Genomic DNA, 12,473 nt, shown 5'->3' with positions numbered 1-12,473 from the left:
ATCGCCACTGCTGCCCGCCTCGCGTGCATCGACCTGCCCTGCGACATCGTTCGCTCCTGATTTCCGGCGCGCGCAACCTCACCTCCAAGCGCGCGTCCGGGACGCGCGCCGCTGTGGGTCGGTTCACTGGTAAACAGACGATTGATCGGGACCGGCACCGAAAGAGTTTCGGTCGCGATCGGCGGAATGTCGACGCCGCGTGCCGGCCGGATGCGCGATCCAGTCGAATAACGCAACCTGAGCGCATGACCGCCGCCAACGTCCACGGCGGGACGGTCGACCAAGCGAGAACCGAAACGTCAGTACGTCCGGACACTGACGCCGACACGGACCGGCTGCGCCGTTCCGGGCGGTTGTGGGCGACTCATGGTGAGCCCACGCAATGCCGCGATCAAGGATGTATCCCGCGCCGGATCGCCGGATGTGGCGGCCACCTCGACCTGCTCGATGGTGCGCTCGTTGTTGATCCACAGGTTCACGACCGCGCGATAGTTGCCGTCGCGCGTCCGGGGGTTGCTGCGCAGCGCGTTATGGACATCCCTCCGCACCGAGTCACTGAACTCCTGCGAGTGTGACGTGCTCGCCGCTTCGCCCCGGACGTGCAGCGTTCCGAGCGACAGATCCGCGCCAAATCGTGGCGTGACACCATCGGAACCGGTCGGAGCATCAAGCATCAGCGTCACCGCTCCAGGGCGGCTGTATTGGATTTTGAGATCGGTGCCCGCCAGGAGCCTGATCAAGGCCTCACGGGAGGTATAGAGTCCGTCGATCGCCGCGGACTGTCGTCCTTCAGCCGACCTGCTTTCATAGAGCAATTGAACTCCAGCCGTCTGGCCGAAGGCCTGTAGCGCCGCCGCAAGTGGCTGCGCTGGAATTGTAAAGAAGCGGGGCTGCTCGTCGCCTGGGCTGCCGGCTTCGACAGCCAAACTCGCCGCCGCATTGACGAGCATGAACGCCATGGCGACCAGCAGCGGCAAGACGGTACGATGCAGCACGCCGCTCCTGGCCGACACAGCCGCAATTTGATGGTGACGCTCCCTCCCCATCGAACGCTCTGGAACACCTGCAGGCTAATGTTAGACCATGACCGAGTTATGAGCTTAACACGGAGATATGACGGGCATTCGAGACCGTCCGCTTTTCCTTGTGCTCCGTCCGAAAGTTCTGCCGCAAAGGCTGCCGCCGATCAGGCAGCCGGTGCCGCCGCGACCACGTTCGCTCCGTCAAACTCGGAATCCTGCAAGCTGCGCCAGCTCGCCAGCTCCGCGAGTTCGGCTTCAGGCCGCCGCGCGACGATTTCGCAGCGACCGAGATAGATGCAGCCTGCATTGCCGTCGACGGTGATCCAATCACCTGCGGAAATGACCGCTTCACCAATGCGCGCCTGACGAGCTTCGCCATCAACCCGGATCGCGCCACACCCGACCACGCATGGTTTGCCCATCTGTCGGGCGACCAGCGACGCATGTGCGGTGCGAGCACCCACGGCGGTGACGATCCCGGCGGCGGCATCAAAACCGGCGACGTCAGCGGTGCTGGTGTCATGACGCATCAGGATGACTGGATCGCCCGATGCCGCGAGCCGCTCTGCGGAAGCGCTGTCGAATGCAACTCGTCCGGTTGCGACGCCGCTCGACGCCGGAATTCCGACGGCTGCGGGCTGCCCGGTTGCGACAAGCGAGGTCTCCGTGAGCGCGGTGAGGTCGATACCTTCGATCCTTCCGATCGCCTCCGCGCGCGTGGTCAGCCCTTCATGCACCAGATCGACCGCAATGCGGGTCGCAGCATACGGGGTGCGCTTCGCTGCTCGTGTCTGCAGGATCCACAGCCGGCCTTCCTCGATCGTGAACTCCACGTCCTGCACATCGCGAAATTCGCCCTCGAGCCGCTTGAGCGTGGCGCGCAATTGCTCCGCCACCGCCGGCAGCGCCCGCACGAGAGCCGCCTCCGTCTCCGGCGTCCGTCGGCCGGACACGACGTCCTCACCCTGCGAATCGAACAGCACGTCGATCACCGGCTCGCGCGCTCCTGTCGAGGGATCGCGCGAGAATGCGACACCCGCACCGGACGACGTGCCGCCATTACCGAAGACCATGGCTTGCACGGTGACGGCAGTGCCCTTCAGATGCTCCATCCCCTGCAGGCCGCGATAGGTCTGTGCCCGCTCGCTGGTCCAGGATCGATAGACGGCTCGTGCCGAACGTTCCAGCTGGAGCGCGGCATCCTCCAGCCAGCCGTCGTCGTCGAAATCTTCCAAGAGCTTGCGCTCATCGGAAGCCAGGCGCTCGAGCGCCTCGCTGTCCAGCTCGCGATCGTTGCTGACGCGTTCGGCAGCAATCATCTGGTTCAGACGCTCGGCCAGCGGAGCGGGATCGATCCCGAGGACCGTTTCGGCGTAGCTCTCGAGCAGGCGCCGCCTGCAGTCCCATGCCAGGCGGAGCCGTCCGGTCGCGCGAATGAGACCGCGCACGGCGCGGGACGTACAGCCGACGTTGAGAACAGTGTCCAGCATGCCGGGCATCGACCGCGCGGCGCCAGAGCGGACCGAGACGAGCAGCGGGTTGCGGGAGCAGCCGAACGATTTTCCGGTCGTCTGCTCGAGAAAGGCGATCCCCTCCTTCAGTCCTTCGACCAGTTGGCGCGTTGCGTGGCCCTTCCCGGCCACCACGTCCGCGCAAAGTTGCACGGGCAGCACGAAGGCAGGCGGAACCGGCAAGTCCAGCGCCGCCATTCTGGCGAGATTGGCCGCTTTTGCGCCGATGTCTTCCGCCGTGGGCAGCTCACGTCGGCCATCACCGATCCGTACGATCATCATCACATCATTCCTCAAGCCGAGAGGTCACTCATCGTGTAGCGTCGCAGCAGGTGGCCGAAGCCCGCCAGACAATCGGTTGCGCGCTCGATCGCTCGCGCGAGCTCCAGCGCAGCCAGCGATGCGGCGACGTCGAGCCCGCCGGAGAACACGCTCGCGGTGATCTCGCGCTCCCTGGCATCGGCCTCATGCTCCGCATCCATCAGCCGGGCAACGGCCGCAAGCGCATCCTCCGAATCCGCGCGGCGGCCTTCCTGGACCTCTGCGGCGGCAGCCAGTCCAGACGCCGCCTGCTCAGTTGCAGTGACGGTGATGGAGGCCAGACTTCCCAGCGCGGATCTGATCTCCGGCTTCATCGGCCCCGGCGCCAAAGACGCGATGAACGCGGCTTGTTCCAGCTCGTCGATCGTCTGCTCGATGCGATCAACGAGCTCGCCGATGACTGGCTTCGCATTGAGCCGTGCAATTTCAGCACGCGCTTCGATGGCGATCTTGTCGGCCTTGCGCTCGATCCGGCCAGCCCGTTCCGCTAGCTGTCTGACTGCGACCGGATCCGGATCAATCATGGACAAGGATTGCAGAACGAGCGCAGCGACATCGCGCGATAGGCCGATCTGTCGGAGTACCATGGCAAGCAGTGCGCTATCGACGCGATCGAGATGCCTGACGAGGTCGGCGCCGATCCGGTCACGCGCCAGCCGCGAGGACTGACCTCCAAGCAGAGCCTCGGTCGAAATCTGCAATGCCGTCTTGAGGAAGCTGACCGCGCCGTCCCGTCCCAGCACCTGATCGAGCCTCTCGCCGAAGCCGATGCGCGTGGGAGCCGCGCTACGAACGGCTGCACCGAGCAGTTCGTAGCCGCCGAGTTCCAGGAAGCCGCGGTGGCCGATCCGCTGGCGAGCCGCCCACTCCAGGATCCGTACCGCATCGTTCTTCGCGACCCAGCTGCGCAGCAGCTTGCGGGCTTTGTTCCAGTCGATCAAGAACACCAGCGACGCACCGATGACGGCGAGCAATTCGTCTCGATCATCAGGCCTGCCATACTCGTAGGATCCGGTGATGAGATAGAAGGTCCCGTCGTCCTCGAGTCCGGCGGCGGCATGCTTGTCCAACCCGCTCCATTTCAGCGGCCGACCATCGAACAGCGACACGAAGAATTTCGCGCGCGCAAGATGAATGTCGGTATAGGTGATCGTGACAGTACTTGCCGTTACGACGATGACGATCACATGGGCATCGGTGGTGCCGATGTCGTTCTGAATCACCAGGCGATCGCCCGCCCGTATCGCGGTCGCATCCAGCCCAGGATGGTTGAACTTGAGCGGTCGTGTCTCGTTGAGGCCACGCATGAAACTCGCGATCGGAGCGCGATCGGAGTCCTGGATGCCGAACACATGGGCCCCCGCGATGACCGCCTCTGACTGACTTGCGGCCAGACCGTTCAAAGCTTTGTGCAGATCCATCACCAGCCGATGGAGGCTGTCCGGCCCTTCATGGTCCACGCCCGTAAGACGACCAATGCGGGCGATCTCGATTTCCGGCGTCGCGTCGAGATGACCGGCGCTGCGGATCGAAGCCAGGCGCTTTTCGAAGTGTTGGCCTTCGGCCGGATCGCCAGCGGCCGCCGCGCTGATCATCGCGACGATATCGCCCTCGATGCTCTTCAGCAAAGGCGCCAGTCCCGGTGCAACGACCTTGTCGTCGCCGGCGAGATGAGCTCCGCTGATCAGCGTGACCAGCGCGGCAGGCGCAATTCCGGCGGCGCGACTCTCCATCGTGAGATCAGGCACGTTGCCGCGCGGTTGCTTTGCATGTTGTGCCGCCGCCTGCAGCGCACTGAGACGGAGCTTGATGCGATCGTTCGCCGCCAAGCCTTCCGCAACCAGTTGCGGCAACAGGATGTCGGGCTGTCCGAGCTCTTTGACGATGTCTGTCTTCATGGGCTGATGTCGCAGTCTGATGAAGCGCTTCGTAACAGCCATCGACCACAAAGGTCTTGCGCTGGATCATTCATGAAATTGTCACACTCGAAATCGAGCGCGCGGCATCCGCGGCTTGGCCATGAGGATGTATTGCCTGTTCAGAACGTCGTGGTCGTGCGCAGGCCGAATACGATCGCATCTGGAATTCGCCGAGTCTGCGTTGGATTGTTGGGATTGAGCCTTCCGCCACCTGGATGCATCACATATTCGATGATGCGCTCCATGGCTTCGGCGACGTTTTCGACGATCTGCTCGAACAGCACGGCTGCACTCTGAACCCGCTGACCGCCTTCGATCGCACGTCGCGTCACGTCGACCGCATGCGGTGCCTGATGACGTCCGCTGATGAGCAGACGCTCGGTCATCGCAAAGCGCAGCAATCCCGCCTCTTCGGTGGATCCGCCGATATCGCGCGCCAGGTCGGCGATCACGCCGTGCACGCATGCGTCGGATCCGTGCAACTGTTGATAGGTCTCCTTCGACAGCAGCAGCGCCCGGACAGCCGGCGACGGCTCAGCATTGGCCAGCCAGTGCAACGCCCGCGCATCGGCCAGATTGAAATGCAGCCAATACCACCCTTCATGGTCGAGATGCAGCGGGACGTCGTGGCCCAGCGCCTGGGGTGCGCCATCCGCCGTGAAGCGGAAGGCCCACACCAGTCCTTCGAGAGGCGGCACGGTCACAGCAGCGAGGGCCGCTCTGTCAGCGCACATCTTCAGAATATCCGGCTGAAGATCACGTAGAGCGATCCCGAGAGCAGGATCGCGGCGGGCAGCGTCAGCACCCAAGCCATCAACATGTTGCGCACGGTCGACATCTGAAGCCCGGAGCCGTTGGCCGCCATCGTGCCGGCCACGCCGGACGACAGCACGTGCGTGGTGGAGACCGGCAGACCGAACACGTCGGCAGCGCCGATCGTGGCAGCGGCGACCAGCTCGGCCGAGGCACCCTGCGCATAGGTCAGATGCGACTTACCGATCTTCTCGCCGACCGTGATCACGATGCGCTTCCAGCCGATCATGGTGCCGAGCCCCAGCGCGATCGCGACCGCGATCTTGACCCAGGTCGGGATGAACTTGGTGACGCTGTCGAGCGAGGCCTTGTACGCGTTGAGGGTCCCGATCTCGTCTTTGTTGAGATCGTTCTCCTTGTCCTTCATCAGGAAGCGGATCGCCTCGGAGGTCAGGTACATGTCGTTGCGGGTATTACCGACGGCGTCAGCAGGCACCTTGTTCAACGAGCCATAGGTCTGCACCTGGTCGCCGACATCCTTAACCAGCACGGCGAGCGAGGGATAGGTACCCTCATTGATCTTGCGCTGGGAGACGTAGAGCGTCACCGCGGGACGCGGATCACCGATCACGTTGTAACCGGCGCCTTCGCCGCGACCACCTTGGAGGCGGCCTGCGAGGTCTCCTGGAATTTGGCGATCTACGACTCCGGCAGCGTGCGGTTCAGCGCATAGGCTGTCGGAACCGTGCCGATCAGGATCAGCATGGTCAGGCCCATGCCCTTCTGACCGTCGTTTGAACCGTGAGCAAAGCTGACGCCCGTGCACGTCAGGATCAGCAGGCCGCGGATCCACAATGGCGGCGCCTTCGGGCCCTCCGGGGCGGCGTAGAGCGCCGGGTTATGAACGAGGAATTTGAGCAGATAGAGAAGCGCCGCGGCGCAGATGAAGCCGACCAGCGGCGACAGCAGCAGCGCATAACCGATTTCGATCGCCTTGCTCCAGTCCACCCCGGAGGTGCCGTCGCGGCCGCGCAGCAGCGCATTCGCGATGCCGACGCCGATGATCGATCCGATCAGCGTATGCGAGGACGAGGCCGGCAGGCCAAAATACCAGGTACCGAGATTCCACAGGATGGCTGCGATCAGCAACGCGAACACCATAGCGAAGCCGGCGCTCGACCCGACCTGGAGGATCAGCTCGACCGGCAGCAGCGAGACGATGCCGAACGCCACCGCGCCGATCGAGAGCAGCACGCCGAGGAAGTTGAAGAAGCCGGACCACGTCACGGCAAACTCGGCCGGCAGCGAATGAGTATAGATCACAGCGTCCACCGCCTTGGCAGTGTCATGGAAGCCATTGACGAATTCGAAGCCGAGCGCAATCAGCAGCGCGACGAACAGCAGCATATAAGGAAGGTATGTAGTCACCTTGACGCCCGTGGCGTCGACGTCGAGATAGATGCTGTAGGCCACGAACAGCAGTCCCGCGGCAAGAATGCCGAGGAAGAAAATCAGGGTCAGTGGGTTGAAGCCCTTGTCCAGGTTCGGCCGTCCGGCCGGCTCGATCGGCCGTTCGTCTCCGACGGCTTGGTTGAGGGTGATATCGGCCATGTCGCTCGCCTTTTACTTGAGAGCCCGATAGTGAAGCGCGGATTTAAAGCGCAGATGACACCCGGTCGCACCGGCGCAACACAGCCTCTTTTGAGCTGACGGGTAACCTCGCTGGAGAGTGAGTCGCGAAGCATCGGATCTAGGACCCGCTGATTAAGAATCAGCAGTCAAGAATGATCTGGCTTGCTTGGGCCTTCCCGGGCACCGCACCAGTTTCGCACCAGAAACAACGAGGACAAAACACAACGAACGCGATCCATCCGGCATGAAAACGCAGCAAGATCAACGGAGCCGATTGATCTTCTGCCGCTCATAACGATCTGGTTGCAAGTTCAATTCCCCGGGCTTCCCGTGTGTACAATCGGTTGCGGGTGAGTGGAGGCCCGGCGGATGGGGTGCGACACCAGGAACGCACCAATTTGCGGTAAGTCGGGTTGCTTCGAGATCGGACTGGTGCCGCGCCTCTTCGTGCATCGGATAGGTGTTCTGCTTCCCCTCTCGGGGCTCTTAGTCAGAATTGCCCGTCCTTTGCGCGCGAAAATCTGCGACAAGCTTCGACCTGGCAAGTTCGTCTCTGATTTGGGAAGTCTGGCGATGATAGATGTAGGTCGCTTGTGACCGGACAAGTCCCACGAACTGCGCTTGGAATCCATACGACTGCCGCGGCTGTCGAGATTGAGGCCCTTAATGTCGAAACGAGTCATGCAGCCTACGGCTGACACGATCGACCCATCTGCGCCGCTACGTCTAGATGTTGCCGCCAAAATAGCCTTCCCGGATGGATCTATGACCGCTTCTGGCCTGCGAAGAGAAGGCGCTAGAGGTCGACTGACTCTCGAACGGATCGCGAATAGAGACTATACTACCCTTGAAGCTATCAAGGCCATGAGGGAGTTATGTCGCGTCCAAGCAAAGGGATCAGACTCTACAAGAGAAAGGCCCGATACCGAGACGGAAAACTTGTTCACCAGGCGGTCTGGATTATCAAAGATGGAGATCGCCACATCGCCACGGGATGCGTTGCAAGCCCGACTGAAACGAAACCGCCTCGAGAGGCAGAGCAGGCCCTAGCGGATTACATCGCCGAAAAGTATCAACCCGAACGCCGCCGGCAGGATATCGAGGATATCGACTGTGCTGACGTACTGTCGATCTATCTGACCGATATTGGCGAACCGAGCGACCAGTTCGAGATCGGAGCTAGGATTGACCGCCTCAATGAATTCTGGGGCGGCAAGAGACTGTCCGCGGTCAATGCCCAGACCTGCGCCGCATATGTCAGGCATCGTGGCAACCGCGGTGGTGCACGCCGGGACCTGGAGACATTTCGTGCTGCCATCAACCATCATGCGAAAGAAGGCTTTCACCGGGGCTTAGTGCGCGTGTCACTTCCGCCGAAGGGAGTTCCGCGCGACCGATGGCTTACGCGACAGGAAGCTGCGGCGCTTATTTGGCATTGCTGGCGGCATCGAGAGAAGCAGACGATCCATTCAGGAGCGTCGAAAGGTGATCCGGTCAGCACGAACCGTCGGCCACTGAGACATGTGGCCAGATTTATTCTGATCGGCCTTTACACTGGCACTCGGGCTGGGGCTATTGCGTCAGCCTCGCCGTATACGGAGCGGGACCGCTCTTACGTCGACCTTGAGCACGGGATATTCTACCGAAAGCCGATCGGGAAGCGTGCAACCAAGAAGCGCCAGACTCCAGCGCCCATACCCCCGCGGCTGCTCGCCCACCTGCGGCGGTGGAAAGATCGCAAGCTGATCGCCACGTGCTTCGTCGAGTTCAACGGCAAGCCAGTCGCATCGGTAAAGAAGGGGTTCAGCAGAGCCGTCGGGCTGGCTGGCCTGCCCGGCAAAGTCACCCCGCATACCTTGCGCCATACCGCCGCGACCTGGCTGATGCAGCGGGGCGTATCAATCTGGGAAGCAGCCGGGTTCCTAGGAATGTCCCCGGAGATCTTGCAAGACACCTATGGCCACCATCACCCCGACTACCTGCAAGGTGCGGCGGTTGCGATCGGTCAAAAGGGCTTCAATGTTTCGGTGGCCAAAACGGTGGCCAGCCCCATCGAAGATCGTACGCAGGAGAGAAACTCTGGGAAAAAATGGTCGGAGCGGCAGGATTCGAACCTGCGACCCCTGCGTCCCGAACGCAGTGCTCTACCGGGCTGAGCCACGCTCCGACTTGGGAAGCCGGCTTATAGCGTCGGGTTTCCGTCTTCGCAAGGACACAAGGCAGGAAATCGCATCGAAATCGTCGATCGTCGACGGAGGGGTTAACTGCTTGAGGCCGTGGGGCTTTGTCCGGCGGCCATGGCGCGAGCGCAAGGCGACAGGCGATTTGCGCGCTTCATTCGGACGTCCGCGCCCGCTATAGCCGAGCGCGGAAGCCACCGCCGTCCCGTACCATCGATGCCCGCCCCAGACATGCAAGCGATCGAGACCAGGATCCTGCCCGCCGACGCGGCTGGAATCGCGCAAGCCGCGGCGACGTTCGCGCGCGGCGGACTGGTCGCGTTTCCGACCGAGACCGTCTACGGCCTCGGCGCCGATGCGGCCAATGCCGCGGCCATCGCACGCCTCTATCAGGCCAAGGGCCGGCCCGCCTTCAATCCGTTGATCGCCCATGTCGCCGATATCGCAGCGGCGCAGCGCATCGGCCGCTTCAATGCCACCGCCGAGCGTCTGGCCGCTGCGTTCTGGCCGGGACCGCTGACCCTCGTGGTGCCGCAGAGCGACGGCTGTCCCGTCGCCGACCTCGCCACCGCCGGCCTCGATACGGTGGCGATCCGCGTGCCGGCGCATCCGACCGCACAAGCTTTGCTCACGGCGTTCGGCGGCGCCGTCGTGGCGCCCTCCGCCAACATCTCCGGCCACGTGTCGCCGACCACGGCGGCGCATGTCGCGGCCGATCTCACCGGGCGAATCGACCTCATCGTGGACGGCGGGCCGGTCGAGGTCGGAGTCGAATCGACCATCGTCGGCTGCTTTGATGCGCCGACGCTGCTGCGCCCGGGCGGAGTTCCGAGCGAGGCGATCGAGGCCGTGCTCGGCCGTGTGCTGGCGCGGCCCGCCGCAGAGACCGAGACGTCCGAGCAGCCTCTGGCACCGGGTATGCTGGCCTCCCACTATGCCCCGCGCGCCCGCGTGCGCCTCGATGCCAGCGAGGTCGCGCCCGGCGAGGCGTTGCTCGCCTTCGGACCCACCACCCTGCCCGGAGCCCACGAGGCCGCCGCGATCCTGAACCTGTCGCCCTCTGGCGATCCGGCAGAGGCGGCGACGCATCTTTTCGGCTATCTTCGCAGCCTCGATGCCAAGGGAGCGCACAGCATCGCGGTGATGCCAATCCCGAACGACGGACTGGGCGAGGCCATCAACGACCGGCTGCGCCGCGCCGCCGCGCCGAGATAACACTGGAAGCGACCAACGATGAACATTAGCCCGCCTGCCCTGCCGCCGCTGCCGCCCGATTTGATCGCGCAATTCGCCGCCATCGTCGGCGAGCGCCAGGCGCTGACCGCGGAGACCGACGTCGCGCCTTACGTCACCGAGGAGCGCAACCTGTTCCACGGCCGCTCGCCGCTGGTGCTGCGCCCAGGCTCGACGGCCGAGGTCGCCGCAATCTGCAAGCTTGCCAGCCAGCATCGCATCGCGCTGGTGCCGCAGGGCGGCAACACCGGCCTCGTCGGCGGCCAGACGCCGCACAATGGCGAGGTGGTGGTGTCGCTCAGGCGCATGGACAAGATCCGCGACGTCGACACCGCTTCCAACACGATGATCGCCGAGGCCGGCGTCGTGCTGCAGGTGGCGCAGCAGAAGGCCGCCGAGGTCGACCGCCTGTTTCCGCTGTCGCTCGGCGCCGAGGGCACTTGCACCATCGGCGGCAATCTCTCGACCAACGCCGGCGGCACCGCCGCGCTCGCCTATGGCGTGGCGCGTGAGATGGCGTTGGGGGTCGAGGTGGTGCTGGCCGACGGGCGGGTGCTCAATGCGCTGTCCAAGCTCAAGAAAGACAACACCGGCTACGACCTGCGCAACCTGTTCATCGGCGCCGAGGGCACGCTCGGCATCATCACCGCGGCGAGCCTGAAGCTGTTCCCGAAACCGCGCGCGATCGAGACCGCCTTCGTCGGCCTCAAGTCGCCGGAGGACGCGCTCAAGCTGCTGGCGATCGCGCAGCGCGAGGCGGCCGGCAATCTCACGAGCTTCGAGCTGATCGCCGCGATCGCGCTCGATTTCTCGATCCGCCACGCCGCCGGCAACCGCGCGCCGCTCGCGGGCCAGCATCCCTGGTTCGTGCTGATGGAGCTGTCGTCGTCGCGCGACGATGCCCGCGCCACGCTCGAGACCATCCTGGAGCAGGGCCTCGAAGACGGCATCGTCGACGACGCCACGATCGCCGACAGCCTCGCCCAGCGCATGGCGTTCTGGAAACTGCGCGAGGACATCTCTGCGGCGCAGAAGCCGGAGGGCGGCTCGATCAAGCACGACATCTCGGTGCCGGTCGCCGCAGTGCCCGCCTTCATTGCCGAGGCCAATGCCGCCGTGGTGAAGCTGATGCCCGGCGCGCGTCCGGTGCCGTTCGGCCATCTCGGCGACGGCAACATCCACTACAACGTCAGCCAGCCGATCGGCGCCAACACCGCCGACTATCTCGCGCGCTGGCACGAGGTCAACGCGGTCGTGTTCGAGATCGTGCTGCGCATGGGCGGCTCGATCTCGGCCGAGCACGGCATCGGCGTGCTCAAGCGCGACGAGCTGCCTGACGTCAAGGATCCGACCGCCATCGCGCTGATGCGCGCGATCAAGGCACAATTCGATCCGCTCGGGATCATGAATCCCGGCAAGGTGCTCTAGGCTGTCGACGCTCCCATGGATTCTGCTCCCGCTCTCGCCATTTCCGACATCACCGATGCCGACGTGCCCGCGATCATTTCGCTGTGGCAGCGCTGCGGCCTGACGCGGCCCTGGAACGATCCGGCCGCCGACATCGCGCTCGCCCGCCGCGGCGACAGCTCCACCGTGCTGGTCGGCCGCAGCGGCGGCGCCATCGCAGCCTCCGTCATGGTGGGCCATGACGGCCATCGCGGCTGGGTCTACTATGTCAGCGTCGATCCGGAGCATCGCGGCCGCGACCATGGCCGCGGCATCATGGCCGCCGCCGAAGACTGGCTGCGAGCGCGCGGCATCGCCAAGCTGATGCTGATGGTGCGCGGCGACAACACCAAGGTGCAGGAATTCTACCACGCGCTCGACTATGCTGTGCAGGACAGCGTCGTGTTCTCGAAATGGCTCGACGGGCGCCCGCCGACGCCCGGCATGAAATAGAGG

The 12,473-nt window shown here is 64.0% G+C and carries 8 protein-coding genes, 1 tRNA gene and 2 pseudogenes; 4 read left to right on the top strand and 7 right to left on the bottom strand.

Translation table 11 applies throughout. The features are described from left to right. Positions 1-299 precede the first annotated feature (299 nt). The 6 genes and pseudogenes from QX073_RS22635 to QX073_RS22610 all read right to left on the bottom strand — a co-directional run bounded on the left by QX073_RS22635 (position 300) and on the right by QX073_RS22610 (position 8,504). A complete protein-coding gene (locus QX073_RS22635) occupies positions 300-995 on the bottom strand; it encodes a TonB C-terminal domain-containing protein (RefSeq protein ID WP_315718477.1) in 696 nt (231 codons plus the stop codon). 191 nt (positions 996-1,186) lie between these two features. Further along, complete coding sequence (locus QX073_RS22630) at positions 1,187-2,815, bottom strand: PEP/pyruvate-binding domain-containing protein (protein ID WP_315718476.1); 1,629 nt, start codon at positions 2,813-2,815, stop codon at positions 1,187-1,189. An 11-nt stretch (positions 2,816-2,826) separates the two neighbouring features. Beyond that, complete coding sequence (locus QX073_RS22625; protein ID WP_315718493.1) at positions 2,827-4,752, bottom strand: hypothetical protein; 1,926 nt, start codon at positions 4,750-4,752, stop codon at positions 2,827-2,829. A gap of 140 nt (positions 4,753-4,892) precedes the next feature. After that, positions 4,893-5,450, bottom strand: a complete 558-nt coding sequence (locus QX073_RS22620; RefSeq protein ID WP_316226390.1) for a CorA family divalent cation transporter — start codon at positions 5,448-5,450, stop codon at positions 4,893-4,895. Positions 5,451-5,509: 59 nt separating this feature from the next. Further along, positions 5,510-7,137 (bottom strand): annotated as a pseudogene (locus QX073_RS22615) (inorganic phosphate transporter). A gap of 1,067 nt (positions 7,138-8,204) precedes the next feature. Then, positions 8,205-8,504, bottom strand: a complete 300-nt coding sequence (locus tag QX073_RS22610; protein WP_246741431.1) for a hypothetical protein — start codon at positions 8,502-8,504, stop codon at positions 8,205-8,207. 9 nt (positions 8,505-8,513) lie between these two features. On the opposite strand from QX073_RS22610, the pseudogene QX073_RS34440 reads away from it, so the two are divergent. Continuing rightward, a pseudogene (locus QX073_RS34440) lies at positions 8,514-9,074 on the top strand (site-specific integrase); the annotation flags it as partial. A gap of 174 nt (positions 9,075-9,248) precedes the next feature. On the opposite strand, the gene QX073_RS22605 reads toward QX073_RS34440, so the two are convergent. Further along, positions 9,249-9,325, bottom strand: a tRNA-Pro gene (locus QX073_RS22605). 229 nt (positions 9,326-9,554) lie between these two features. On the opposite strand from QX073_RS22605, the gene QX073_RS22600 reads away from it, so the two are divergent. Genes QX073_RS22600 through QX073_RS22590 form a run of 3 tightly spaced genes read left to right on the top strand, consistent with a single transcriptional unit; the run spans position 9,555 to position 12,470 of the window. Beyond that, complete coding sequence (locus tag QX073_RS22600) at positions 9,555-10,553, top strand: L-threonylcarbamoyladenylate synthase (protein WP_316226389.1); 999 nt, start codon at positions 9,555-9,557, stop codon at positions 10,551-10,553. Between the two features lie 18 nt (positions 10,554-10,571). Next, positions 10,572-11,999 carry an FAD-binding oxidoreductase gene (locus tag QX073_RS22595; protein ID WP_316226388.1) on the top strand — a complete coding sequence of 476 codons (1,428 nt, stop codon included), beginning with the start codon at positions 10,572-10,574 and terminating at the stop codon, positions 11,997-11,999. A gap of 15 nt (positions 12,000-12,014) precedes the next feature. After that, positions 12,015-12,470, top strand: a complete 456-nt coding sequence (locus tag QX073_RS22590; RefSeq protein ID WP_316226387.1) for a GNAT family acetyltransferase — start codon at positions 12,015-12,017, stop codon at positions 12,468-12,470. The last annotated feature ends 3 nt before the right edge of the window (positions 12,471-12,473 follow it).

Source organism: Bradyrhizobium sp. SZCCHNS3052 (assembly GCF_032484495.1).
GTDB lineage: Bacteria > Pseudomonadota > Alphaproteobacteria > Rhizobiales > Xanthobacteraceae > Bradyrhizobium.
Note: the sequence above shows the minus strand (reverse complement) of the source record. Positions and strands in the feature narration are given on the sequence as shown.